Origin of the sequence: Propionibacterium australiense, from assembly GCF_003666605.1 — a bacterium.
Taxonomy (GTDB): Bacteria; Actinomycetota; Actinomycetes; order Propionibacteriales; family Propionibacteriaceae; genus Propionibacterium; species Propionibacterium australiense.
In genome coordinates this window covers 142999-167616 of sequence record NZ_RCIV01000001.1, presented here as the reverse complement: position 1 = coordinate 167616, position 24618 = coordinate 142999, and the positions used below count along the sequence as shown (strand labels likewise).

The 24618-nt window shown below is 71.1% G+C and carries 20 protein-coding genes; 14 read left to right on the top strand and 6 right to left on the bottom strand.

All coding sequences use genetic code 11. The features are described 5' to 3' along the window. Positions 1 to 2 precede the first annotated feature (2 nt). The 7 genes from D9T14_RS00755 (at position 3) to D9T14_RS00725 (ending at position 10121) form a co-directional block, all read left to right on the top strand. Positions 3 to 878, top strand: a complete 876-nt coding sequence (locus D9T14_RS00755) for a phosphatidate cytidylyltransferase (protein WP_119162342.1) — start codon at positions 3 to 5, stop codon at positions 876 to 878. A gap of 47 nt (positions 879 to 925) precedes the next feature. After that, entirely contained in the window at positions 926 to 2092 is a 1167-nt protein-coding gene (rlmN, locus tag D9T14_RS00750; protein ID WP_119162359.1) for a dual-specificity RNA methyltransferase RlmN, read from the top strand. A gap of 127 nt (positions 2093 to 2219) precedes the next feature. After that, positions 2220 to 3389 (top strand): 1-deoxy-D-xylulose-5-phosphate reductoisomerase, encoded by a 1170-nt coding sequence (gene dxr / locus D9T14_RS00745; RefSeq protein ID WP_119162341.1) that lies wholly within the window; start codon positions 2220 to 2222, stop codon positions 3387 to 3389. A 16-nt stretch (positions 3390 to 3405) separates the two neighbouring features. After that, the gene (locus D9T14_RS00740; RefSeq protein WP_170175730.1) at positions 3406 to 6135 is read left to right on the top strand and encodes a DEAD/DEAH box helicase family protein; all 2730 of its coding nucleotides are present in this window, start codon (positions 3406 to 3408) and stop codon (positions 6133 to 6135) included. A gap of 61 nt (positions 6136 to 6196) precedes the next feature. Further along, on the top strand, positions 6197 to 7339 hold the full coding sequence (gene ispG, locus D9T14_RS00735; RefSeq protein WP_119162339.1) for a flavodoxin-dependent (E)-4-hydroxy-3-methylbut-2-enyl-diphosphate synthase: 1143 nt from the start codon (positions 6197 to 6199) through the stop codon (positions 7337 to 7339). A 71-nt stretch (positions 7340 to 7410) separates the two neighbouring features. After that, on the top strand, positions 7411 to 8223 hold the full coding sequence (locus D9T14_RS00730) for a GNAT family N-acetyltransferase (RefSeq protein ID WP_232012294.1): 813 nt from the start codon (positions 7411 to 7413) through the stop codon (positions 8221 to 8223). A 122-nt stretch (positions 8224 to 8345) separates the two neighbouring features. Then, positions 8346 to 10121, top strand: coding sequence for a proline--tRNA ligase (locus D9T14_RS00725; protein ID WP_119162337.1), 1776 nt, complete (start codon positions 8346 to 8348; stop codon positions 10119 to 10121). A 3-nt stretch (positions 10122 to 10124) separates the two neighbouring features. Here the strand turns inward: D9T14_RS00725 and D9T14_RS00720 are convergent, their stop codons facing one another. Next, on the bottom strand, positions 10125 to 11144 hold the full coding sequence (locus D9T14_RS00720; RefSeq protein ID WP_119162336.1) for a hypothetical protein: 1020 nt from the start codon (positions 11142 to 11144) through the stop codon (positions 10125 to 10127). A 143-nt stretch (positions 11145 to 11287) separates the two neighbouring features. Here D9T14_RS00720 and rimP point away from each other — a divergent pair, with 143 nt between their 5' ends. Further along, a complete protein-coding gene (rimP, locus tag D9T14_RS00715; protein WP_374955798.1) occupies positions 11288 to 11761 on the top strand; it encodes a ribosome maturation factor RimP in 474 nt (157 codons plus the stop codon). Position 11762: 1 nt separating this feature from the next. Then, a complete protein-coding gene (nusA, locus tag D9T14_RS00710) occupies positions 11763 to 12755 on the top strand; it encodes a transcription termination factor NusA (protein WP_119162334.1) in 993 nt (330 codons plus the stop codon). Positions 12756 to 12955: 200 nt separating this feature from the next. Here the strand turns inward: nusA and D9T14_RS00705 are convergent, their stop codons facing one another. Genes D9T14_RS00705 through D9T14_RS00695 form a run of 3 tightly spaced genes read right to left on the bottom strand, consistent with a single transcriptional unit; the run spans position 12956 to position 16171 of the window. Further along, positions 12956 to 14581, bottom strand: coding sequence for an ABC transporter permease (locus D9T14_RS00705; protein WP_197720565.1), 1626 nt, complete (start codon positions 14579 to 14581; stop codon positions 12956 to 12958). Continuing rightward, positions 14581 to 15495, bottom strand: a complete 915-nt coding sequence (locus D9T14_RS00700; RefSeq protein ID WP_119162333.1) for an ABC transporter ATP-binding protein — start codon at positions 15493 to 15495, stop codon at positions 14581 to 14583. The genes D9T14_RS00705 and D9T14_RS00700 overlap by 1 nt, the downstream gene beginning before the upstream one ends. 4 nt (positions 15496 to 15499) lie before the next feature. Beyond that, positions 15500 to 16171 carry a TetR/AcrR family transcriptional regulator gene (locus D9T14_RS00695; protein WP_119162332.1) on the bottom strand — a complete coding sequence of 224 codons (672 nt, stop codon included), beginning with the start codon at positions 16169 to 16171 and terminating at the stop codon, positions 15500 to 15502. Between the two features lie 193 nt (positions 16172 to 16364). On the opposite strand from D9T14_RS00695, the gene D9T14_RS00690 reads away from it, so the two are divergent. The 5 genes from D9T14_RS00690 to D9T14_RS00670 all read left to right on the top strand — a co-directional run bounded on the left by D9T14_RS00690 (position 16365) and on the right by D9T14_RS00670 (position 21739). Continuing rightward, complete coding sequence (locus D9T14_RS00690; RefSeq protein ID WP_232012292.1) at positions 16365 to 16610, top strand: YlxR family protein; 246 nt, start codon at positions 16365 to 16367, stop codon at positions 16608 to 16610. Between the two features lie 242 nt (positions 16611 to 16852). After that, positions 16853 to 19726, top strand: a complete 2874-nt coding sequence (gene infB, locus D9T14_RS00685; protein WP_119162330.1) for a translation initiation factor IF-2 — start codon at positions 16853 to 16855, stop codon at positions 19724 to 19726. After that, positions 19723 to 20148 carry a 30S ribosome-binding factor RbfA gene (rbfA, locus tag D9T14_RS00680; RefSeq protein ID WP_119162329.1) on the top strand — a complete coding sequence of 142 codons (426 nt, stop codon included), beginning with the start codon at positions 19723 to 19725 and terminating at the stop codon, positions 20146 to 20148. Before infB ends, rbfA begins: the two co-directional genes overlap by 4 nt. Positions 20149 to 20159: 11 nt before the next feature. Beyond that, positions 20160 to 21062 (top strand): tRNA pseudouridine(55) synthase TruB, encoded by a 903-nt coding sequence (gene truB / locus D9T14_RS00675; RefSeq protein WP_119162357.1) that lies wholly within the window; start codon positions 20160 to 20162, stop codon positions 21060 to 21062. Further along, on the top strand, positions 21062 to 21739 hold the full coding sequence (locus tag D9T14_RS00670) for a hypothetical protein (protein ID WP_126464242.1): 678 nt from the start codon (positions 21062 to 21064) through the stop codon (positions 21737 to 21739). The genes truB and D9T14_RS00670 overlap by 1 nt, the downstream gene beginning before the upstream one ends. A 163-nt stretch (positions 21740 to 21902) precedes the next feature. Here the strand turns inward: D9T14_RS00670 and D9T14_RS00665 are convergent, their stop codons facing one another. Together D9T14_RS00665 and D9T14_RS00660 are read right to left on the bottom strand one after the other, a co-directional pair. Continuing rightward, complete coding sequence (locus D9T14_RS00665) at positions 21903 to 22127, bottom strand: YbdD/YjiX family protein (RefSeq protein WP_232012291.1); 225 nt, start codon at positions 22125 to 22127, stop codon at positions 21903 to 21905. Beyond that, the gene (locus tag D9T14_RS00660) at positions 22124 to 24538 is read right to left on the bottom strand and encodes a carbon starvation CstA family protein (RefSeq protein WP_119162326.1); all 2415 of its coding nucleotides are present in this window, start codon (positions 24536 to 24538) and stop codon (positions 22124 to 22126) included. The genes D9T14_RS00665 and D9T14_RS00660 overlap by 4 nt, the downstream gene beginning before the upstream one ends. Between the last annotated feature and the right edge of the window lie 80 nt (positions 24539 to 24618).

The window sequence follows — 24618 nt, the reverse complement described above, 5'->3', positions numbered from 1 at the left end:
CCATGACCTCCACGGATCCGACGACGACTGGCGGTGAACCGGCCCGTAGACACCGGACGGGCCGCAACCTGCCGGTCGCCATCACGACCGGTGTCGTCCTCGGCGCGATCGTCATCGCCACCCTGGCCTGGTGGCACTGGGGATTCGCCCTGTTCATAGCGGTCGCCCTGACCGCCGGCGCCTGGGAGATGTGCAACGCCCTCGAGAAGTCCGGCATCCACCCGGCCCGCTGGCCCATCCTCATCGGCACGCCCGTCCTCGTGCTCGCCTCCTACGCCCTGTTCGCGGCCGGCGAGCGCGAGCGGGCGATGGGCGTGATCATCGGGATGCTCGCCCTCATGGTGATCGTCGCCCTGCTGATGCGCATCCCAAGGGGCACGGACGGTTTCATCAGGGACGCCGCCGCGAGCGTCTTCACCATCGGCTATCTGCCGCTCCTCGGCTCCACCTGCACGCTCATGCTCGCCGACGACAACGGCGCCAGCCGGGTGCTGTGCTTCCTCATCGCCGTCATCGCCTGCGACACCGGGGCCTTCGCCTTCGGGGTGGTGTTCGGCCAACACAAGATGGCGCCGAAGGTCAGCCCAGCCAAGAGCTGGGAGGGCCTGACCGGCGGCCTGCTCGTCGCGCTCGTGGCCGGCGCCGTCTCCGTCCGGCTCATGCTCCACTCACCCATCTGGGTGGGCGCCCTCATGGGTGTCGTCGTCGGCGCCGTGGGAGCACTCGGCGACCTGGTGGAGTCCGCGATCAAACGCGACGCCGGCATCAAGGACATGTCGCACGTACTGCCCGGGCACGGGGGAGCGATGGACCGGCTCGACTCGATCATCCTGTCGGCACCTGCTGCTTGGTTCGTGCTGTACCTTCTCGTGGTGTGAACCGACGCAGCCGCGAGCCCGCCACGACCTTCAGCATCGAACAGATCATGTCGACGGGTCCCGGCCGGCGCCCGCCCAGGCACTGGATGGACCTGAGCCCCACCGAGCGCGTCGACGCGGTCCGGGCCCTCGGCCTGCCTGCCTTCACCGCAAAGCAGATCTCGACCCACTGGTTCATCCGGCTGGAGGAAGACCCGACCCACTGGACCGACCTGCCGGCCGCATCACGCGGGACGGTGGCCGAGACATTCTTCCCCCGCCTCATGGAGCCCGTCGAGGAACTCACCGCCGATCGCGGCACCACCGTCAAGACCGCATGGCGCCTGCACGACGGCGCCGTCGTCGAGTCGGTGCTCATGCGCTACCCGCACCGAACCACCATCTGCATCAGCTCCGAGGCCGGCTGCGCCATGGGCTGCCCATTCTGCGCCACCGGGCAGGGCGGCCTGCAGCGGAACCTGTCGGCGGCCGAGATCGTCGCGCAGGTCCTCCACGGCGCCCGCCTGCTCGCCCAGGGCCGGGTGCCCGGCGGGCCGGGGCGCATCAACAACGTCGTCTTCATGGGCATGGGCGAGCCGATGGCGAACTACGCGGCGGTGCTCGCCGCGGTCAGGGAACTCGTGCGGCCCGCCCCCGACGGCCTGGGCATCTCCGCCCGCGGCCTCACCGTCTCGACGGTCGGCATGGTCCCGCGCATCCGCCGGCTCACCGCCGAGGGCATCCCGGTGACGCTGGCCGTCTCCCTGCACGCCCCCGACGACGAGCTGCGCGACGAACTCGTGCCGCTCAACCAGCACTTCGACATCGACCAGGTGCTCGACGCCGCCTGGGAGTACGCCCGGGTCACCAGGCGCCGGGTCTCGATCGAGTACGCCCTCATCAAGGACATCAACGACCAGGCCTGGCGCGCCGACCTGCTGGCCCGCCGTCTCGCCGAGCGCGGTGACTGGGGCTGGGTGCACGTCAACCTCATCCCCCTCAACCCGACCCCGGGCTCCAAGTGGACCGCCTCACGACCCGAGGACGAGGAGGCCTTCGTCCGGCACCTGCGCAGCCACGGCGTCCCAGTGACCGTGCGCGACACCCGGGGCCGGGAGATCGACGGCGCCTGCGGCCAGCTGGCCGCCACCCTCGACGGCGGGCAGGCGGCCCGCCGGGCACCCGGCAGGGCCTCCCGCGCGTCCGGCAACCGGGCAGGTACCGAGCGCGGCTGAGGGGACACCACCCCCTCATCTGGGCACGTGTGCGTCATACTGAACCAATTCCCAGACGACTGTCCTTGTCGGCGGGCGCCCCGATCCGGTTTCCCGCGGGCCGGGGCAAGGGGCCATAATCACGCAGGTGCGAGATGTTGTTCTTCTGGGCAGTACCGGTTCGATCGGGACACAGACCTGTGAGGTGATCGGCGCGCGCCGTGACGGTTTCCGCATCGTCGCGCTGAGCGCCGGAGGAGGGCAGATCAGCCGGCTCGCCGAGCAGGCGGCGCGCTTCGCGCCCAGGGTGGTCGGTATCGCCGCCACCGGGCGCGAGGAAGAGTTCTGGGCGGCCTTCGAGGCCGCCGGTGGCGTGGACCGCCCAGCCCTCGTCACCGGCCCCGGGGCCAACGAGGAACTGGCCTCGATGAGCGCCGACGTCGTCCTCAACGCCATCACCGGCTCGGCCGGGCTCATGGCCACCCTCGCCGCGCTGGACGCCGGGACGACACTGGCGCTGGCCAACAAGGAGTCCCTCGTCGTCGGCGGTCACCTGGTCACCGACAGGGCCCGGCCCGGACAGCTGGTCGCCGTGGACTCCGAGCACTCCGCCTTCGCCCAGTGCCTGCGCGGCGGCGGCCCCCACGAGGTACGCCGGCTCATGCTCACCGCCTCCGGCGGTCCCTTCCGCGGCATGACCCGCGACGAGCTCGCCGAGGTGACCCCCGAGCAGGCCCTGGCCCATCCCACCTGGCGCATGGGCCGCGTCATCACCATCAACTCGGCCACCCTCGTCAACAAGGGCCTCGAACTGCTCGAGGCCGCCCTGCTCTACGACGTCGACCCCGATGACATCACCGTCGTCGTCCACCCGCAGTCGGTGGTCCACTCCGGGGTCGAGTTCGTCGACGGCGCCACGATCATGCAGGCGTCCCCTCCCGACATGCGGCTGCCCATCGGGCTGGCGCTGACCTGGCCGGAGCGCATGCCCGGCGCCGCCGCCTGCTGCGACTGGTCGCAGGCCACCAGCTGGACCTTCGAGCCACTCGACGCGCAGACCTTCCCGGCAGTCGACCTGGCCCGCCGCGCGGGCAGGGCGGGCGGAACCGCGCCGGCCGTCCTCAACGGCGCCAACGAGGTCTGCGTCGATGCCTTCTGCGAGGGCACAGCGGGTTTCCTGGCCATTACCGACACGATTGCGCGCGTCCTCGACGAGCACCTCGCCTCCGGCCACGTGAGTGACGAGGCACTGAGCGTCGAGGCCGTCCTCGCCGCCGATGGCTGGGCGCGCCGTCGCGCCGCGCAGCTGTGCCGGTGAGGAGGAGCGATCGGGCATGTCCGTGCCGCAACCGGGTGAGCAGCAGGCGGCGAACGGCGTCCCGTCCAGCGCCCCGTGGCCCTGGCGGGAGCACCAGGTGGCCGTCCTCGAGGCGCTGGCCGCGGCGCGGGACCGGGGTCTCGAACGGGTCTGGGTGAGCCTGCCGCCAGGCGCCGGCAAGACGGCCGTGGGGCTGGCCCATGCCCTCGCCTCGGGACGCCCCGTGCTCGTCCTCGTGCCCAACACAGCCGTCCGATCGGTCTGGCTCGGCGAGGCCGCCCGGTTCGGGGCGGCGGGCCGCCGACTGGCCACCACCGACGCCACGCTGCCCACGGACCTGACCGTCCTCACCTACCAGGCGCTCGTCGGGCGCGCCGACGACGAGAACGAGTCAGCGCCGGCGCGGCTCAGCCCCGCCGGGGAGCGGATCATCGCCGAGATGGCCCGGCGGGGGCCCTTCACCATCGTCCTCGACGAGTGCCACCACCTGCTCGCGCTGTGGGGCGAACTGCTGGCCCACATGCTCGACCACGTCGGGCGCGCCGAGGTGATCGGGCTGACCGCCACGCCACCGTCCCGGATGAGCAGGGCCGAGGCCGAGCAGATGCGAGCCGTCATCGGCGAGCCGGTCGCCCAGGTGCCGGTGCCGCCCCTGGTGGCCCGCGGAGAGCTGGCTCCCTTCGTCGAACTGGCCTGGCTCACCCGCCCCACCGCCGCGGAGACCGACTGGCTGGCTGGACGTGCCACCCGGACCGCCGAGTTCATCACCTGGCTCACCGATCCATCGATCGCCTCCACCGGCCTGCTGGCCTGGGCCGAGCTGCGGTGGGGCGCCCTGTCACGGGACTGGCCGACAACGAGCCGCACGGACCCCGAGCTGGCCGATGCGGTCCTTCGCCTGGCCCACGCCGGCCACCTGTCGATGCCCCCGCAGGCCGGCCTCGGCGAGGCCGCGAGGGCGGCGCCGGGGCTCGAGGACTGGCTGGCGATCACCCAGGACTGGTGGGCGCACTGCCTGCGCCGCTCCGGGGATCGCCGCGATGCGGCAACCATCGAGCGGCTGCGCGAACTCCTGCCCGGGCTGGACCACCGGCTGGGCAGACACGGCATCACGCAGGGCGTCCCCGCCGTGCAGCGCGTCCTGGCGCGCAGCGACGCCAAGGCCCGCGGGGCCGTCGAGATCGTCACGGCGACACTGGCCGCCGACCCGCAGGCGCGCCTGCTCGTGCTCTGCGACCACGCCGAGGCCGCCGCACTGCCGGCCGACGTCACCGGCACCATCTCCGAGCAGTCCGGCTCGGCCCGCCGGGTCGCCGCCCTGCTGGCCGCCGATCCCCGCCTGATGACGGCCAACCCGCTGCTCGTCACCGGCCGGCGGATCGCGGGCTCGCCCGAGGCCGCCGCCCTGCTCACCGAGACCGCGGCCGGGCACGAGGACGAGCTGGGCGCCGAGCGGCTGGACGACGGTCTCGTGCAGGTCACCGGCTGGGGGCCGTCTGCCTGGGTGCGGGCCGCGACGGCCATGATCGAGTCCGGTACCAGCCGGGTGCTCGTCGGCACCCGCGCGCTGCTCGGCGAGGGCTGGGACGCGCCGTCGATCACCGGTGTCGTCGACCTCGGTTCGGCCACCACGAGCACAGCCGTCGTCCAGACCCGCGGCAGGGCGCTGCGCCGCGACCCGGCGCGCCCGGACAAGGTCGCCGTCAACTGGTCGGTCTGCGCCATCGCCCCCGGCCACCCGCAGGGCGACGGCGACTGGCGGCGCCTGGTCCGCAAGCACGACGGCTGGTTCGCCCCAGACGAGACCGGTGAGATCGTCGACCAGGTGGCCCACCTCGACTCGCGTTTCTCTCCCTACACCCCGCCTCCCGCCGAGCTCTTCGACGCCGCCAACGCCGCGGCACTGGCCCGCGCCGAACGGCTGGGACAGATCCGGCAGGCCTGGGCCGGTCTCGACCCCAACGGTTTCCCGCGCGGCGAACTGCGCATCACCCCCGCCGCCGGCCGGCACGACAGCGACCGGGCGCTCGCCGTCGCCCCCGATGACCGTCTCGCCTGGGACGGGCACCGGCTCGTCGTGCCGGGCGAGCCGCGTTCCAGGCCCGGCCTGCCCGGCGCCGCGGGCGCTGCCGCTCTCGCCGTCGGCGGGCTGCTCGCCGCCCTCACCGGGGCAACGCCGGTCGCCCTGGCCGCGTTCGGCGCCGCGGCTGCCCTCACCGGCTGGCGGGCCGTGATCCTTGGGCGGCGGATGCACCGCGAACCGGGCCTGGTCGACTACGCGCAGACCGTCCTGGCCGCCCTGCAGGCCGCCGGTCTGGTGGACGCCGAGGCGGCCCTGGACACCGAGGTGACCCACGACGGCGAGCTGCGGTTCAGCCTCTCCGGCGCGGGGCAGGGCCAGGCCGAGGTCTTCGTCCAGGCCCTGTCCGAGCTCATCGGGCCGGTCGGCGCCGATGCCCGCTACCTCATCAACCGCTGGCGCCTGGGGCCCGGCGCCTGCGGCCCCCTGGCGGCGCGCGGGATCGTCGGATCGCTCGCCGAGAACTGGCATGCGGTTCCCGGCGCCCTGGCCGACTCGCGAGCCCACGCCGACCTCTTCGCCGCCGCCTGGGCCGACCACATCGGCGGGGGAACCGCCGTCTACACCGGCCACGCCGTCGGCGCCGGCCTGCTCGCGGCGGTCCGCGGCACATCGCCCCTGGGCGAGGACTCGGCACTGGCGCCGGTGAGACGTACCCGCTGGTGATCCGCGGCAGGCGAGGGCAACCCGGCCCCGCAGCCCCGGCGGCCCGGTTACCCTTGAGGGCATGGCTGACAACCTTCTCATTGACGGGCAGGAGACGGCCCCGACCGTCGCCGTACGACGCAAGACCCGCACGATCCACGTCGGCAAGGTCGCCATGGGCGGTGACGCCCCGATCTCCGTGCAGTCGATGACCAACACCCTCACGGCCGACATCAACGCGACGCTGCAGCAGATCGCCCAGCTGACCGCCGCCGGCTGCGACATCATCCGCGTCGCCGTCCCGAGCCAGGACGACGCCAAGGCGCTGACGGCCATCGCCGCGAAGTCCCAGATCCCGGTCGTCGCCGACATCCACTTCAACCCGAAGTACGTCTTCGCCGCCATCGAGGCCGGCTGCGCAGGCGTGCGCGTCAACCCGGGCAACATCAAGAAGTTCGACGACAAGGTCGCCGAGATCGCCAGGGCGGCCACCGACCACGGCACAGCCCTGCGCATCGGCATCAATGCCGGCTCCCTCGACAAGCGCCTCATGCAGATGTACGAGACCGACCCGGCCGGCGCGCTCGTCCAGTCGGCGCTCAACGAGGCCCGGCTCTTCGAGGACGTCGGCTTCGGCGACTTCGCCATCTCCGTCAAGCACCACGACCCGGTCATCATGATCCAGGCCTACCGTCGCCTGTCAGCCGCCTGCGACTACCCGCTGCACCTGGGCGTCACCGAGGCCGGGCCCGCCTTCCAGGGCACCATCAAGTCCGCCGTCGCCTTCGGCGCGCTCCTGGCCGAGGGCATCGGCGACACCATCCGGGTCTCCCTGTCCGCCGACCCGGTCCAGGAGGTCAAGGTCGGCGTCAAGATCCTCGAGTCCCTCAACCTGCGCCCCCGCCAGTTCGAGATCGTCAGCTGCCCCAGCTGCGGCCGGGCCCAGGTGGACGTCTACACGCTTGCCGAACAGGTGACCGACGCCCTCAAAGACATGACCGTCCCGATCCGCGTGGCCGTCATGGGCTGCGTCGTGAACGGCCCCGGCGAGGCCCGCGAGGCCGACCTCGGTGTGGCCTCCGGCAACGGCAAGGGCCAGATCATCGCCAAGGGCCAGGTCATCAAGACCGTGCCCGAGAGCGAGATCGTCGAGACCCTCGTCACCATGGCCCACGAGATGGCTGCCGAGTTCGCCGAGCAGGGCACGCCGCAGGTCCTCGTCTGATGCCCTTCTTCCATCGGCCCGGGCCGGCCTCGCGCACGCCGCCGCGCGGCAGGGCGAGAATCCTCGAGCCGATGGATCTTCCCGTGCTGCGCGCCCTCCTGGAGGAGCATCCGCTCGAGAACATCTTCATCAGTTCGCGTCTCGACGTGGCGGGCCTGTCCCCGGCCGGGCTCGGCTGCCACGTCTGGGGCTACTTCCGTGACGGCCGGCTCGTCGCGGCCTGCCACGCCGGCGCCAATCTCGTCCTCGCCGGTGACGACCCCGCCGCACTCGACGCCTTCGTGGAGCGCCTCGGTCCGCGCCGGGCCAGCCAGGCCATCATGGGGCCCTCGTCCGCCGTCATGGCCGTCCACGAACGTCTCGTCTCGCGCTGGGGCCAGGCATGGCTCGGCGCCCGCTCCATCCGCGCCCACCAGCCGCTCATGGCCATCGACCACCCGCCGGTCGTGCCCGGCGACCGGCGCGTCCGGCCCGTCACCGCCGAGCACTTCGAGCCCTACTTCGACGCCGCCGTGTCGATGTACACCGAGGAGGTCGGCGCCAGCCCCCTCGACAACACCAACAGCTACGCCGCGCACGTGCGGGGGCTCATCGGGACGGGTCGCGCGTTCGGCGCCTACGACGAGGACACGGGACGCTTCTGGTTCAAGTCCGACATCGGTGCCGTTCACCGCGGCGCCTGCCAGATCCAGGGCGTGTGGGTGAGCCCCGAGATGCGGGGCCAGGGCCTGGCGGTGCCGGCCATGGCGCGCGTCGTCGAACTGGCCCGCCGCCAGTACCCGGTGGTCTCGCTGTACGTCAACGACTACAACACCGCCGCCCGCGCCGTCTACGCCCACGTCGGCTTCCGGCAGGTCGGCGAACTCGGCACCATCCTCTACTAGCGCCCCTGCGACGCCGGCCAGGCATCCTCGGCGGCCCAGGCGTGCTCGGGCCGGGGCCGTGCCGGCGGCGAGCCCGGCACTAGGATTGGCTCGGCACGGTCTCGAGAAAGGCACCTGTTCCAGTGATTACCCGAATGAGCACGCTGTTCGTGCGCACGCTGCGCGAGGACCCGGCGGACGCGGAGATCCCCAGCCACCGCTTCCTCGTCCGGGCCGGCTACATCCGCCGCGTCGCCCCCGGCATCTACTCGTGGCTGCCGCTCGGCCTGCGCGTCCTGTCGCGCGTCGAAGCGGTCATTCGTGAGGAGATGGACGCCATGGGTGCCCAGGAGGTCCGCCTGCCGGCACTGCTACCGCGCGAGCCCTACGAGGAGTCCGGGCGGTGGACCGAGTACGGGCCCAATCTGTTCCGGCTGGTCGACCGCAAGGGCGCCGACATGCTGCTCGGGCCCACCCATGAGGAGATGTTCACCCTCATGGTCAAGGACCTCTACTCCTCCTACAAGGACCTGCCGGTCACGCTCTACCAGATCCAGAACAAGTACCGCGACGAGGCCCGCCCGCGCGCCGGCGTGCTGCGCGGCCGCGAGTTCGTCATGAAGGACTCCTACTCCTTCGACGTCGACGACGCGGGCCTGGACGCCAGCTACGCCAGGCACCGCGAGGCCTACATCCGGATCTTCGACCGTCTCGGCTTCGAGTACGTCATCGTCAAGGCCAACGCCGGTGCCATGGGCGGCTCCGCCTCCGAGGAGTTCCTGGCCCTCAGCGACAGCGGCGAGGACACCTTCGTGCGCTCGCCCGGGGGCTACGCGGCCAACATCGAGGCCGTCACCGTGCCGGCCCCCGACCCGGTGCCCTACGACGACGCCCCGGCCGCCCGGGTCGTCGACACGCCCGAGGTGCCGACCATCGACGGCCTCGTCGAGCTGCTCAACAGCAGTTACCCGCGGCCCGACCGCGCCTGGACCGCGGCAGACACCCTCAAGAACGTCGTCTTCATGACCGTGGCCCCGGACGGGGCCCGCGAACCGGTCGTCCTCGGTCTGCCGGGCGACCGCGCGGTCGACCCCAGGCGCCTCGAGGCGGCCATCGCACCGGCCGAAGCCGTCGACTTCACCGACGAGGACTTCGAGCGGTTCCCCCAGCTCGTCAAGGGCTACATCGGTCCCGCCAAGGGGGGCGCCCAGTTCCTGGGCGCCGAGGCCCCCGCCGGGATGCGGTACCTGCTCGACCCCCGCGTCGTGCCCGGCACCAGCTGGGTGACCGGCGCCAACGAGGACCAGCGGCACGTCATCGGGCTCGTCGCCGGCCGGGACTTCACCGGCGACGGCATCGGGGACGTCGCCGAGATCCGCGAGGGCGACCCGGCGCCCGACGGCTCCGGCCCGCTGAGCCTGGCCCGCGGCGTCGAGATGGGCCACATCTTCCAGCTCGGCCGCAAGTACGCCCAGGCCCTGGGTCTGCAGGTCCTCGACCGCAACGGCCGGCTCGTCACCGTCACCATGGGCTCCTACGGCATCGGCGTCACCAGGGCCGTCGCCATGATCGCCGAGTCCAGCTGCGACGAGAAGGGCCTGTGCTGGCCCCGCGAGGTCGCGCCGTTCCAGGTGCTCGTGCTCGCCACCGGCAAGGGCGACGAGATCGCCGCCAAGGCTGCCGAGATCGCCGAGACCCTCGACGCGGCCGGCATTCCCGTCCTGCTGGACGACCGCAAGGCCAGCCCCGGGGTGAAGTTCAACGACGCCGAGCTGCTCGGCATGCCCACCATCCTGGTGGTCGGCCGTGGCCTCGCCCACGGTGTCGTCGAACTGCGCGACCGCGCCAGTGGCGAGCGATGCGAGATCGGCGTGGACGAGGCCGTCGATCAGGTGCTCGCCGCCGTACGCGGCGAGTGAGCCTCACACCCAGCCCGGCCAGGTGCAGGTGCCGGATCCGTGCCGGGGCGCCTGGCCGGCCTGCTTCGTGGCCCGGTCGATGACCTCGTCCAGCCCGTACAGTCCGCCGGACGGCTGCGTCCGGCTGGGGCTGGGGGAGACCGAGCCGCCGGGTGAGGACTGGACGGGATCGCCCGTCGTGGCGGCTGCCAGGCGCATCCAGCCGGCCAGCAGCTGGTCCTCCAGCCGGGCCCAGATGACCTCGTGCGAGTCGGCGTCGTCGCCCAGCTCGTACTCCAGTTCGGGGCCCGGCGCCTCGCCGCCGGCCGCGGTGATCCGTCCGGCCAGTTCGACCCGCAGCGCATCGGCCTCGTCGCGGCGGGCCGACATGTCGGCGCGGGTGCCGCCCGAGCGGCCGATCATCGTCTCCAGGCCGTAGCGCAGGGCATCGACGCGGCTGAGGAGCACGGCCATGGCGTCCAGCGCGGTGCCGGCCTCGACGCGCACGGGAACGGCGTGCCCGGCGACCGGTACCGGGGTGAACGACGAGGCATCCGCGCACGCCGCTCCACGGGCGGCGAAGACGGCCAGCGAGCTCCACAGCATGCGCATCGAGGGGTCCTGCTCGGCCGATGCCGCCGCCCGGTGCGAACCCTCCGCGTCCCGGTACACCTGAACCAGCGAGCCCGGTCCGGTGGGTGTCGCCGTGGCGCTCGGCGACGGCGAGGCCGCGATGGGGGAGCGGTCGGTCGCGGTGCCGCCGAGGGGATCGGCCTGCAGCAGGACCCGGACGTGCGCGGCGTGGGCCGCGGACGCGGCCTCGCACCACGCGACGAGCCCTGCGTCCTGGCCCGCCGCCGTAGCGGCGAGCGACGTCGTGAGCGTGGCCAGCGCGGTCTCGATCGTGGCGGCGACGTAGCGGGGGTCGTCGGGTCCCAGCGTGCCCGTCGTCGCCGAGGAGCCGGACGACACGACGGGGGAGGGGGCGCAGGCCGCCAGGGCGCCCAGCAGCGGGGCGGCCAGAATCATCCTGCGGGAGACCATGACCCTCACCCTAGTGCGGTCTGCTGCGGCGGCGGTGTTCGCGCCCGGGCGAGGCGGCCGCGCCCCTGGATCCCGCCGGCGGGGATGGGCCTCACCTATGCTTGAGGCACAATCGAAACGACAAGAGGATGAAGGACCGGCCTGTGAACGAATCAGCGTTGGTATCCGTGCTCGAACCCATCGTGGCCGCGCACGGACTCGAATTGGACGATCTCACCGTGGTGAGAGCCGGTAAACGCAGCGTCCTGCGGATCACGCTCGACGGTGACGGCCCCGACGGCCATGGCCCCACCATTGATGACATCGCCGATGCGACGCGCGCCATCTCGGCTGCGCTCGATGACTCCGAGGCAGTCGGCGACGCCCCCTACACGCTCGAGGTCGGCTCCCGGGGCGTGTCCGCGCCGCTCGGTCGCCCCGCCCACTGGCGTCGCAACATCTCCCGGCTGGTCCGTATCACGCCCACCCAGGGCGACACCTTCGTCGGGCGGATCCGGGCCGTCGACGACACCGGGGCCGACGTGGACGTCGACGGCCGGGCCCAGCGCGTCGACTTCGACCAGGTGCGACGCGCCGTCGTCCAGGTCGAGATGAACCGCAAGGATGAGGAGGCCTGAGATGGACGTGGACATGTCGGCCCTGAAGGCCATCGGCAACGAGAAGGAGATTCCTCTCGACTACTTGGTGAGTGCCATCGAGGACGCGCTCTACAACGCCTACACCAAGACCGAGAACCCCAAGCCGGGTGCCCGGGTGGTGCTCGACCGCAGATCGGGCAAGGCCTCGGTCATGGTTCCCGAGCGCGACGAGAACGGTGAGATCATCGGCGAGTACGACGACACCCCGGCCGACTTCGGGCGGGTCGCCGCCTCCACCGCCCGTCAGGTGATCTTCCAGCGGCTCCGTGAGGCCGAGGACGAGCGAAAGTACGGCAAGTTCAGCGCCTCCGAGGGGGACATCCTCACCGGCGTCGTCCAGAAGGACGGCGACAACCGGACGGTGCGTGTCGACCTGGGCGGCATCGAGGGCCTCATGCCCCTGGCCGAGCAGGCCCCGGGCGAGACCTACGAGCACGGCAAGCGGCTGCGCGTCTACGTCGTGAGCGTCCGCATGGAGGCCCGGGGGCCCAGGGTCATGGTCAGCCGCACTCACCCGAACCTCGTCAAGAAGCTCTTCGAGCTGGAGGTCCCCGAGGTGGAGCAGGGCGTCGTCGAGATCATGGGGCTGGCCCGTGAGGCGGGGCACCGCTCCAAGATCGCCGTCGTGTCCCACAACGCCGACGTCTCGGCCAAGGGCGCCTGCATCGGCCCGATGGGCCAGCGGGTGCGTGCCGTCATGCGTGAGCTGAACGAGGAGAAGATCGACATCATCGACTGGTCCGAGGACCCGGCCGTGTACGTCGGAAACTCACTGAGCCCCGCGAAGACGATCAGCGTCGAGGTCATCGACGAGGCGGCGCGGACCGTCCGCGCCATCGTGCCGGACTACCAGCTCTCCCTGGCGATCGGCAGGGAGGGACAGAACGTCCGGCTCGCCGCGCGGCTCACCGGCTGGAGGATCGACATCAAGCCTGATGTCACCCCCAACTCACCCTCAGCAACCCCGAGTTGACCCGGGCATTCTCGTGTGGTAGTTTTCTATGTGGGTCGTGAACGATCGGTTGAGGGTGAATCACTCTCCCTTTTGTTTACACCTATGGCTGGGATCCCAGGGGGTGGGGATCCCAGCCGCTTTTTTCATCCCGGTTCCGCATCCGGCACGCCGTGTCCTGGCACCCACCGGGTGAGGGATGCAGGTCCGGGGCGGCGGGATCAGTGCACGTCGCGGCACCGGAAACCGGCGAACCCGGCGGCCAGCAACCCGAGGGTGATGGCCGAGACGACGGTCAGCCCACCCCACGAGACGCTGCCCGCCATGACATTCGGCACGTGGTGCATGGGGCTGATCGACATGGCCCACTCCGGCAGGTCGAATGTCGGCCCCAGCAGCGTGATGGCGAAGGTCGCCACGATGCCGCCCCAGCCGATCATGCGCAGCGCAGGCCGTGCGCCGACGGCCGCCGTCGCAAGAGCGACGAGCAGCCAGACGGCCGGGATCGTGCAGGCAGCCTGACGTAATGCCTCGCCGAAGCCGATGCCCGTGCCGTCCGCCATGTTCACCAGCCCGATGCCGGTACCCGCGACGAGCAGTGCGCAGCCGCTCGGAACGAGCGCCACCAGGACGTTGGCCGCCAGATAGCGGCTGCGGTGCAGCGGGCCGGCGAGCAGCGGCTCCAGGCGGTGATCCAGTTCCTCCGCGCGGATCCCCATGATGACCTGCGTGCCCATGATCGCGGCGATGATGCCGATCAGCTGAAGGATCGTCGCGATGAAGACGGCCGTCAGCTCGGCCGTGCTCGTCGCGCCTGCGGCGATGAGGGAGGCGACCACCGGGTTGTCGGCAAGGACCGAGGTGCTCAGCGTGCCCATGACGAGACCGAGCAGCGCGAAGGCGATGAACCAGCCGGCGAGTGAGCCGCGGTGCAGGCGCCAGGGGAGCACCCAGCAGCTCAGGTGCGGGGCCGCGGCGCGCCCCGCACGCAGGGGAACGACGCCGAGACCGAAGTCCCGGTGGCCCGCCGCGACCAGTGCCGCGGTGAGGAACGCCACCGTCAGGCCGAGCGCGGCGAGCAGCGGCAGCGGATCGTTCTCGACCGCGGGCCCGGTCCGCTCGAACCAGCCGAAGGGGGTCAGCCACTGCGTCCACGCCGGTGCGTTGCTCGCATCGAGATAGCCGCGGACCACGTAGAGCGCCCCCATCGTGCCGATCGCCAGCCAGTTCGCCGTGTGCGCCTCCGAGCCGAGCTGCGCGGTGAGCGAGGCCAGCGAGCCGAAGACCAGCGCCGAGGCCGTGAAGCTCGCCGAGAGGACGAGCGTCGGGGCGATCTGCCCGCCGAACGCCCAGGTGAGGAGGAAGCACAGCGCGCCGAGGACGACCGAGGCCAGGGCCGTCACGACGACCGGTACGAGCAGCCGAGCGCGGCGGCTGATGACCCCCGCGGCGACGAGCTCGGCGCGGCCGGAGTCCTCGTCCGCGCGTGAGGTGCGGACGACGAGCAGGATCGCCATGAGACCGGACAGCAGGGCGCCGAGCATTCCGGCGCGCCAGGCGTTGAAGCCGTCATTCGTCATGAGCTCGCGGGCCGGCCCGAAGATCAGCTCGAGGGCCGGGCTCGAGGACACGGTGAGGGCCAGCGCCGCACGGTCGGCCGGGTTCGGGAAGATCCAGCGGTAGGCGGCGATCGAACTCGCCGACAGGGCGCTGACGAGCACGATCCAGGGCGCGGTGCTCCGGCATTCCTGGCGCAGCGTCACCGCGAGCAGCGCCCGGACGCCGGTCCGCCCGGACGCCGGACGCGCGACACCGAGCCGCGGTGGGGAGGCGATGGCAGTCGGCATCACAGGCTCCCTCCCGCGTGCCCGGCCGCCTCCTCGTACTGGTGCAGGAAGAGATCCTCGAGCGAGGCGGGGGAGACCTCCAGCTCCGCGATCCCCAGAGGGACGAGCGCAGCCATCGCCTCGGCGATGCGGTCGGCTTCCACCGCTGCGCTCAGCACGCCGTTCGCGTCGACGCTCGGGTCCTCCAGCGGCAGGGCGGACAGTTCGGCGGGGAGCCGCCCCAGCCGGGCGCGGACGTGCGTCCGGGTGCTGCCGCGCAACTCGGTCAGGGTGCCCGAGGAGATGATCCGGCCCTGGCGGATGATGCTCACCCGGTCGGCCAGCGCCTCGACCTCGGACAGGATGTGGCTGGACAGCAGCACAGTGCGTCCCCTCGCCCTCTCGGCGGCGATCTCGGACTGGAAGACGGCCTCCATGAGCGGATCCAGTCCCGACGTCGGCTCGTCCAGGATGAGCAGGTCCGCGTCCGAGGCGAGAGCCGCGACGATGGCCACCTTCTGGCGGTTGCCCTTGGAGTACTGCCGGCCGCGTTTGGTGGGGTCCAGCTCGAAACGCTCGATGAGTCCGGCGCGGCGTCGCTGGTCCAGGCCGCCACGCAGGCTGCCCAGCAGGTCGATCGTCTCGCCGCCGGACAGGTCCGGCCACAGCGCGACGTCTCCTGGCACGTAGGCGATCCGGCGGTGCAGCGCGACCGCGTCGCGCCAGGGATCGCCGCCGAAGACCTCGACGAGGCCGCCACTGGCGCGCAGCAGGCCGAGCAGGACACGGATGGTGGTGGACTTCCCCGAACCGTTGGGGCCGAGGAAACCGTGCACCTCGCCGGCCGCGACCTCCATGTCGAGGCCGGTGAGAGCGGTGAACGGGCCGAAGCGCTTGACGAGATCCTTCGCGCGGATCACGGTGCCGGTGTCCATGACGTCAGTCCTCCTGGGGGGTGTTCTCGGGGGCCTTCCCGGCGGGCCCGGTCAGGTCCGCCCGGATCGTCGGCAGGATCAGCTCGTGGAGCTCGTCCGCGGGCAGGCTCGCCAGCGGCTCGATGCGCAGGATCTTCCGGGCGACGAGCGTGCCCATGAGGTGACTGGCCAGCAGGGTCATCCGCAGCCGCGCCTGCTCGGGGCCGGGTTCCCCCAGACGCGCCGAGACGGGTTCGACGAGCGCCGAGAAGAGGAAGTCGACCAGGACGCTCAACCGCTCGGGTTCCTCGAACAGCGCGCGCCGCAGCAGGGCTGTCGTCTGCGGCCCCGTCTCGGGGCCCTCCCAGATCTCGATGAAGGTCCTGGCGACGAGTTCGGGAAGTTCCTGCGCCGAGGTGACCTGCTCGAAGCGGGCCAGCACCTCCTGCGGGTCGAGCGGGATCTGCATCGCCTGCCCGAACAGTCCCTCTTTGCCGCCGAAGTAGTGGTTGATGAGGGACGGGTCGACGCCGGCGCCACTCGCGATGGCGCGCACCGAGGCGCCGGCGTAGCCCTTGGCCGCGAACAGCTCGCGGGCCGAGGCAATGAGCGCGGCACGGGTTGCCTCGGCGCCCGCTCGCCGCCGGTGCCCGGGGGCCGCCCCGGTGCCGGTCCGATCATCGGCATGGCCGGTCATGACATCCCCTTCCCTCAACAGGTGTTGAAAAAAGTGTGGCAGGTACCTACGGTCTTTTCAACACTTGTTGGACACTGCGTCGCGGTGCGGCTCCGGTCGGTGCCTCCCCGCCATGGTGCGCCGGCCTGACGGGATACGGCGAGCGCCTCACCGGATTCACCGCCGCGGGGCGACGGGTCGGTACCCTGGGTGGGTGAGCAGATCCCGTCCGCAGCGGACCTGTGTCGGCTGTCGGCGCACCGATGACCAGGACGCATTGCGCCGCTACGTGCGCACCGAGCAGGGACTGGTGCTCGACGAGGACCGGCGCGCTCCCGGGCGGGGCGCCTGGGTGCATCCGGATCCGCAGTGCTGGGCCGGGGCGCTGCGCGGCGGATTCGCCCGCAGCTTCCGTACCCCGGTTCGCCCCGAAGAGGTCGACCGGCCGCCATTCGGGTAGTGGCCGGGCCGATCCGGCGGGCCGGTGGCGCCCCGTCCCCGTTTGGCCTGCGGGGGGTGCCGCGGAGTAAACTGATCCTTGCGCGTCAGCTCGGCGCGCGGTCAGTCGTGCCGTCAGGTGCGGTGTGGTCCCGGTTATTTCTGAAAGTGGGCTAACGCTCATGACCACTCGATGAGTACGCAGCAATGAGCACAACCGACAACTAGCCGGTCCCGGCAGACGCCTGGACCTGAAGGAGAGTAGTGGCCAAGGTCCGCGTCTACGAGCTCGCCAAGGAGCTCGGACTCGAAAGCAAAGAACTTCTGGCGAAACTGAAGGACATGGGCGAGTTCGTCCGGTCCGCTTCGTCAACCATTGAAGCCCCCGTGGTGCGCAGGGTGACAGAGAAGGTCAGGTCCGAGAGCGCCGGGGGCGATTCCTCGGCCAAGGCCGCGCCGGCCTCGAAGGCCTCGCGTTCGTCTGCGCCGACGGTGGGCTCGTCCGCTCCCGAGGCGCGTCCCGGCCCGGCCAAGCCCGCGGCGTCCCCGGGCGCCCCCAAGCCCGGTGCCGCCCCTAAGCCCGGCAAGCCCGGGCAGCGTCCCACTCCGAAGGCCCCGACACCTGCCTCAGCATCGGCTCCCGTCTCCAGCCAGACCCCGCGTCCGGGAGCCCCGGCCCGTCCCGGCGGCCGCCCCACCCCCGGTCCGCGCCCATCGGCACCTGCTCAGCGTCCCGGTCAGGGCTCGTCGGCCCGCCCCGGTCCGCGCCCCGGCCCCAGGCCCTCGTCCACCGCCCGGCCCGGAGCCACCGGAGGCCTGCCCTCCAGCCGTGGTGGTCGCCGCACCGGTGCTCCGCGCCCTGGCAACAATCCGTTCAGTTCATCCCAGGGCATGGGGCAGCAGCGTCGCGGCCAGGGGCAGCAGGGCCGTCCGGGCGAGGGCGCCAAGCCGCGCGCCCCGCGCCCCGGTGCGACCGGTGGCCTGCCTCGCCCCGGTGGCACCTCCGGCATGCCTCGCCCGAATCCGGCGATGATGCCCAAGCGCCACAACTCCCAGCTGGCCCCCGCCGGTACTCGCCCGGCCCGTGGTGGTGGCCGCGGCCGCGGCAGCGGAGGCCCTGGTCGCGGCGCCGGAGGCTTCCGCGGCGGACCCGGCATGGGTGCGCCGCTCGGCGGTGGCCGCGGGGGCCGCGGCGGCCGTGGCGGTTCCGGTACTCAGGGCGCCTTCGGTCGCGGCGGCGGAAGCCGTCGTGGACGCAAGAGCCGCAAGCAGCGCAGGCAAGAGTTCGACGAGATGCAGGCGCCGACGATCGGCGGCGTGCGCATCAAACAGGGCAGCGGCGAGACCATCCGGTTGCGTCGGGGTTCCTCGCTGACCGACCTCGCCGAGAAGATCGGTGCGGATCCGGCCGCCCTGGTGCAGGTCCTGTTCAACCTGGGTGAGATGATCACGGCCACGCAGTCCGTGCCGGACGAGACCCTCGAGGTCCTCGGTGCCGAGCTCAACTACACCATCGACGTGGTCTCGCCCGAGGACGAGGACCGTGAACTCCTCGAGAGCTTCGACCTGGAGTTCGGGGAGGACGCCGGCGACGAGTCCGATCTCGTGCCGCGTCCCCCGGTCGTCACCGTCATGGGTCACGTCGATCACGGCAAGACCAAGCTGCTCGACGCACTGCGTCACACGCACGTGGTCGAGGGCGAGGCCGGCGGCATCACCCAGTCGATCGGCGCCTACCAGGTGCAGGCCAAGGTCGACGACGAGGACCGCAGGATCACGTTCATCGACACCCCGGGCCACGAGGCCTTCACCGCCATGCGTGCCCGCGGCGCCAAGTCCACCGACATCGCGGTGCTCGTCGTCGCGGCCGATGACGGCGTCATGCCGCAGACCATCGAGGCCCTCAATCATGCGAAGGCCGCCGATGTGCCCGTCGTCGTCGCGGTGAACAAGATCGACAAGGCCGGCGCCGATCCCACCAAGGTGCGGGGTCAGCTGACCGAGTTCGACCTGGTGCCCGAGGAGTACGGCGGCGACACCATGTTCGTCGACGTCTCGGCCGTCACCGGCCAGGGGCTCGACGATCTGCTGCAGGCCATCATCCTGACCGCCGATGCGGCCCTGGACCTGAGGGCCAACCCCGACATGGCGGCCCAGGGCGTCGCCATCGAGGCCCATCTCGACAAGGGCCGCGGTCCGGTCGCCACCGCCCTCGTCCAGCGCGGCACCCTGCGCAAGGGCGACTCGATCGTGGCGGGCTCCGCCTATGGCCGCGTGCGTGCCCTGGTCAACGACCATGGCGAGCAGGTCGACGAGGCCTCCCCCTCGACTCCGGTCCAGGTGCTGGGCCTGACCAACATCCCGGGTGCCGGCGACAACTTCCTGGTCGTCGAGGACGACCGCATGGCCCGTCAGATCGCCGAGAAGCGCGAGGCCCGCATCCGCGCCGCGCAGCAGGCGGCCTCGAGCCGTCGCCGGACCCTCGACGAGCTGTTCGAGCAGATGGAGAAGGGCGAGACCAACGAGCTGCTGCTCATCCTCAAGGGCGACTCCGCCGGTTCCGTCGAGGCGCTGGAGGACTCGCTCAGCCAGATCGACGTGGGCGACGAGGTCGACCTGCGTGTCATCGACCGTGGTGTCGGCGCCATCACCGAGACGAACGTCACGCTGGCCGCAGCCTCCGAGCCGCATGCCGTCATCATCGGCTTCAACGTGCGCCCGACCGTCCAGGCCGCCCGCATGGCCGACCAGAACAACGTCGACGTCCGCTACTACACGGTCATCTACGATGCGATCGACGAGATCGAGGCGGCCCTCAAGGGCATGCTCAAGCCGGTCTACGAGGAGAAGACGCTCGGTACCGCGGAGATCCGCGAGATCTTCCACTCGTCCAAGGTCGGCAACATCGCCGGGTGCATGGTGCTCGACGGCCTCATGAGGCGCAACGCCAAGGCGCGCCTGGTGCGCGACGGCGTCGTCCTCGCCGAGACATCGATCAACTCGCTGCGCCGCGAGAAGGACGACGTCACAGAGGTCCGCGAGGGCTTCGAGTGCGGTCTCACGCTGGGCTACTCCGACATCCGGATCGGTGACCAGATCGAGACCTACGAGATGGTCGAGAAGGAGAGGGACAAGTGACATCCAGCCCCCGCATCGCCAAGCTCGAGGATCAGATCCAGGTCATCGTCGCGCAGACGCTGCAGACCCGCGTCAAGGACCCGCGCCTGGGTTTCGTCACCGTCACCGACGTGCGGCTCACCGGCGACGCCCGCGAGGCCACCGTCTTCTACACGGTGATGGGGGACCAGTCAGACCTCGCCGCCACGGCCGCAGCACTCGAGTCGGCGAAGGGACTGATGCGTTCTACCGTCGGCAAGCGGCTGGGACTGCGTTTCGCCCCCACACTGGCCTTCGTGCCCGACGCGACCACCGAGGCCGCCGCCGACATGGAGGAGCTGCTCGCCAGGGTCCGGCAGGCCGACGAGGAACTGGAGTCCCGCAAGGGCACCGAGTTCGCCGGCTCCCCCGAGCCCTACCGGGCCGACGACGAGGACGAGTGAGCAGACGCGCCATGCCGGCCGGCCCCAGCGGCCTGGTCGTCATCGACAAGCCGGCAGGCCTCACCTCCCATCAGGTGGTGGGGCGCTGTCGGCGCCTGTTCTCGACCAGGCGCGTCGGCCATGCCGGTACCCTCGACCCGATGGCCACCGGCGTGCTCCTCATCGGTGTCAACAAGGCCACCCGCCTGCTCGGCCACCTGGCGCTGAACGACAAGAGCTACACGGCCACCATCCGGCTGGGGCAGGCGACGGTCACCGACGACGCCGAGGGCGAGACCACCGGGACGGCAGACGCCTCCTGGCTGGGTGACGCGGCGATCGAGGAAGCCGTCGCAGCCCTGCGCGGACCGATCATGCAGGTGCCCAGCGCGGTCTCGGCCATCAAGGTCGACGGCCGGCGCTCCTACGCCCGGGTACGCGGCGGTGAACAGGTCGAGCTGGCGCCCCGCCCTGTCACGGTCAGCGAGTTCACCGTGCTCGGCCGTCGTGACCCGGACGGGCTGGTCGACCTCGATGTCGTCGTCAGCTGCTCGTCGGGCACCTACGTCAGGGCGCTCGCCCGTGACCTGGGCGCCGCGCTCGGCGTCGGTGGCCATCTCACCGCCCTGCGCCGTACCCGGATCGGCGGCTACCGCATCGAGGACGCCCACGTGCTGCCCGATCCGGCCGAACCCGGCGCAGCCGCGCCGCCGCTGATGAGCATGGCCGAGGCGGCCCGGCTCAGCTTCCCGGTACGTGGCATCGACGAGGGCCAGCGCGCCGCCGTCAGCCACGGCGGTTTCCTCCCGTTCGCCGTACCCGCCGATCCGACCGGCCTCATCGACCCGGACGGAGAACTCGTCGCCCTGTACCGCCCCGACGGCCCGGATCGTTCCCGCCCGGTGGCGGTGCTGATCGACGCTGGGGGGCGATGATGGGCGCAGTGTGGGCGGCTGCGGGGTCCATGATCGGCCTGGGGCTGCTCATGGGCTTCAGCCCGACCACCTATGCGCTCGTCGTGCACCTGCTCACCGTGGCCCGGCGGCCCGGACGATCCGTCGCCTGGATCTGCGTGGGGCTGGCCGCCATCGCCACGGTCATGCTCGTGGTCTTCCACTTCGTCGATCCCGATCGGCTCACGGAGCTGTTCCGGGCCAGGGCCTCGGCCCTGCTCATCCGCCGCGGTGTCGACCTCGTCGCCGGGGTGCTCGCCCTGGCCGCCGGGCTCGCCGAACTCGCCGACTGGCGCGTCGACCTGCCGCGCAGGCGACGTCCCAGGGCCTCCCACGGTGGTTCCCCGCTGCACCTGGTCGGCCTCGGCGTGGCCGCCGGCATCGGGCTCAGCGCACCGGTGACCATGTACGTGACGGGGCGCGTCATCGCCTCGGTCACCCATGACGTCGTCGTCGCCGCCCTGCTCTACCTCGTCTTCCTGGCGGCTCTCGTCGGCCCCTACCTGGGTGCCGTCGTCGCCTGGGTGCGCATGCCGCACCTGGCGAGCAGCGTGAAGGCGTTCTTCGAACGTGCTGCCCGCCTCGACCACCGGCCGATCGCCGGCACCGTCCTGCTCGTCATCGGTCTGGTCTTCGTCCTGCTCGCCATCGTGCACTGAGCCGTTGCACGGCCAGCGCCGCGTGGCCGCTCCGAATCCCGGTCGCAGGGCTGTCTCACGAGGCATGGGACAGGCTGAGCACAGCACCATCGCGCCGGTTGTCGCTGCGGCGATGTGCCTCGGGCATGGCACAGGGGCGACCGGGCGCACGGCCCGGCCGCCCTCAGCAGCAGCCGGAGGACACGTTCTTCTCGTCGAAGTCGGTACGTGCCCGCCAGAACTGACGTTCGCTCATCGGCTCGTGGCCGGGATGCTCGAGCCGGTGACGCAGCAGGTACCGGTCGTAGGCGGACTCCCCGGTGAAATCGCGCCACAGTGCCCGTGCCGAGCGCATGGCCGCGCGGACCCGGTCGTGCGCCCGGCGGGGCCGGCTGTGGGACGGGCTCACGAGCCCGCTTCCGATCCGACACCGGCGGGTTGCTGCCGGGATGCGCGGTCCGCCTGTTTCAGTCCGGGGATGAGTGCCGGATCGCCGACGATCTCGTACTCGGCCACGCACTTCTTGTCGAGAGCCGTGCCGATCATCGTGGTGGGCGCGAAGAAGTTCGACTCCTGACGCGGATCCTCCGAGGTCGTCGTGTCGCCGGTGCGCAGCGTCCGGACGATACGGATGATGCCGCAGACCATGACGAAGGCCACCGTCACGACGAAGACGATCGACAGGGTTCCCTGGATGAAGGTGTTGCGCACGATGGCCTGCGTGACGGCGATCTCGTCCGGATCGGTGAGGGTGGTGAGCTCGGCCCTCGCGTCCCGCCACTGCTGCCAGTAGCCGAGCGCAGGATCGTGGGAGAAGATCTTGTGCCACGATGCGGTGAAGGTCACCACCGTGTCGAAGACCAGCGGGATGATCGGTATCCACACCCACCGGGCGTAGCCCTTGCGCACCACCATGACGGTGACCACGAGCAGGGCGACCGCTGCGATGAGCTGGTTGGCTATGCCGAACAGCGGGTAGAGCGTCTGGATGCCACCGCGTGGATCGGTGACCCCCATGAGCAGCAGCGAGCCCCAGGCCGCCACGACGACGCCGGTGGAGATCCATGCGCCGACGCGCCAGGACGGGTCCGCGAACCTGGGGATCAGATTGCCCAGCGCGTCCGACAGCTGGAAGCGGGCCACGCGGGTGACCGCATCGACCGCGGACAGGATGAACAGTGCCTCGAACATGATCGCGAAGTGGTACCAGAAGCCCATCATCGTACGTCCGCCGCCGACCTGGTGCAGGATGTGCGCCATGCCCACGGCCAGGGTCGGTGCGCCGCCGGTGCGCGAGACGATGGAGGTCTCGCCGACGTCCTCGGCGACCGCCCGGTAGGCGTCGCCGTCGTAGACGGTGATCGGGTTGCCGTTTTCGTCCCAGCTGTCCCAGGCGGCACGGATCTGGTTTCCGTTCACGTCGGTGACACCGAGGTTCTCGATGGCCTCTGCGGTGATGTCCTCGCGGTTGTCGGCTGACTGCACGACGGCGCTGCCGGCCAGCTTGTCGACCGAGGCCGTCGAGGTGTTCATGCCGAAGTAGATGCCCTGGTTCAGGCTGACGGCGGCGGCCATCGCCATGACGGCGACGAAGGACTCCATGAGCATGCCGCCGTAACCGATCATGCGGGCCTGCGATTCCTTCTGGATCATCTTGGGGCTGGTGCCCGAGGAGACCATGGCGTGCATGCCGGACAGGGCGCCGCAGGCGATCGTGATGAACAGGAAGGGGAAGATCGCACCGGCGAAGACCGGCCCGGCGGTGTTCGTGGCGAACTCGGTGACCGCCGGCATCTCGACGATGGGGCGCACGAGGATGATGCCGAGGGCCAGGACGACGATCGTCCCGACCTTCATGAAGGTGGACAGGTAGTCGCGCGGGGTGAGCAGCATCCACACCGGCAGGACGGCGGCGAAGAAGCCGTAGATGACCATCGCCCACACCAAGGTGGTGGGGGACAGGTGCAGGTGGGCCTGGCCGAAGCCCGACTCGGCGACCCAGCGGCCCGAGATGATGACGCCGATGAGCAGCGCGAAGCCGACGAGCGAGACCTGCGTGATCTTGCCGGGCTGGACGAAGCGCAGCCACAGGCCCATCCCGATGGCGATGGGGATCGTGCAGCCGACCGAGAAGACGCCCCACGGGGATTCCGCCAGCGCGTTGACACAGACCATGGCGAGTACGGCCAGGACGATCATGAGCATGACGAAGACGATGACGGTGGCGACGATGCCGCCGAGCACGCCGATCTCGTCGGTGGCCATCTGCCCCAGCGAGCGTCCACCGCGGCGCATCGAGAAGAACAGGACGAGCATGTCCTGGATCGCTCCGGCCAGGCAGACGCCGATGACGATCCACAGGGTGCCGGGCAGGTAGCCCATCTGCGCCGCGAGCACGGGGCCGACGAGCGGGCCGGCACCGGCGATGGCGGCGAAGTGGTGGCCGTAGAGCACGACCCTGTTCGTCGGATCGAAGTCCTTGCCATTGTTGATGCGCTCGGCCGGTGTCGCATTGGTGTCGTCGGGGCGCATGATCTTGCGCTGGACGTACAACGCGTAGAACCGGTAGGCGATCGCATAGGTGCACACCGCGGTGATCACGAACCAGATCGTGTTGACCTGCTCGCCGCGGATGATGGCGAGCATCGTCCACCCGAGCACGCCGAGCGCGGTGATGAGACCCCAGATCACGATGCGCTTGGGCGTCCACCTGCGGTCGGGTTTGACACCCACCGGGACTCCCCGCGAGTTGCGGATGATGCGTTCTTCCTCTTCGGGGGAGTAGGTGGGCAGTGTTGCTGCTGACGTCTGTGCGGCCATGAATGAATCACCTGGCTCTCGTCGTATTCGTATCGTGGGCTGACCGTATTCGTGTCGGGGGCTGATCGGAGCGCCGATGC

Excerpts from the sequence above, each read along its gene's own strand:
- D9T14_RS00755 (WP_119162342.1), top strand. The coding sequence starts at position 3 with ATGACCTCCACGGATCCGACGACGACTGGCGGTGAACCGGCCCGTAGA.
- rlmN (WP_119162359.1), top strand. The coding sequence starts at position 926 with ATGTCGACGGGTCCCGGCCGGCGCCCGCCCAGGCACTGGATGGACCTG.
- D9T14_RS00740 (WP_170175730.1), top strand. The coding sequence starts at position 3,406 with ATGTCCGTGCCGCAACCGGGTGAGCAGCAGGCGGCGAACGGCGTCCCG.
- ispG (WP_119162339.1), top strand. The coding sequence starts at position 6,197 with ATGGCTGACAACCTTCTCATTGACGGGCAGGAGACGGCCCCGACCGTC.
- D9T14_RS00730 (WP_232012294.1), top strand. The coding sequence starts at position 7,411 with ATGGATCTTCCCGTGCTGCGCGCCCTCCTGGAGGAGCATCCGCTCGAG.
- D9T14_RS00720 (WP_119162336.1), bottom strand. The coding sequence starts at position 11,144 with ATGGTCTCCCGCAGGATGATTCTGGCCGCCCCGCTGCTGGGCGCCCTG.
- nusA (WP_119162334.1), top strand. The coding sequence starts at position 11,763 with ATGGACGTGGACATGTCGGCCCTGAAGGCCATCGGCAACGAGAAGGAG.
- D9T14_RS00705 (WP_197720565.1), bottom strand. The coding sequence starts at position 14,581 with ATGCCGACTGCCATCGCCTCCCCACCGCGGCTCGGTGTCGCGCGTCCG.
- D9T14_RS00700 (WP_119162333.1), bottom strand. The coding sequence starts at position 15,495 with ATGGACACCGGCACCGTGATCCGCGCGAAGGATCTCGTCAAGCGCTTC.
- D9T14_RS00695 (WP_119162332.1), bottom strand. The coding sequence starts at position 16,171 with ATGACCGGCCATGCCGATGATCGGACCGGCACCGGGGCGGCCCCCGGG.
- truB (WP_119162357.1), top strand. The coding sequence starts at position 20,160 with ATGCCGGCCGGCCCCAGCGGCCTGGTCGTCATCGACAAGCCGGCAGGC.
- D9T14_RS00670 (WP_126464242.1), top strand. The coding sequence starts at position 21,062 with ATGGGCGCAGTGTGGGCGGCTGCGGGGTCCATGATCGGCCTGGGGCTG.
- D9T14_RS00660 (WP_119162326.1), bottom strand. The coding sequence starts at position 24,538 with ATGGCCGCACAGACGTCAGCAGCAACACTGCCCACCTACTCCCCCGAA.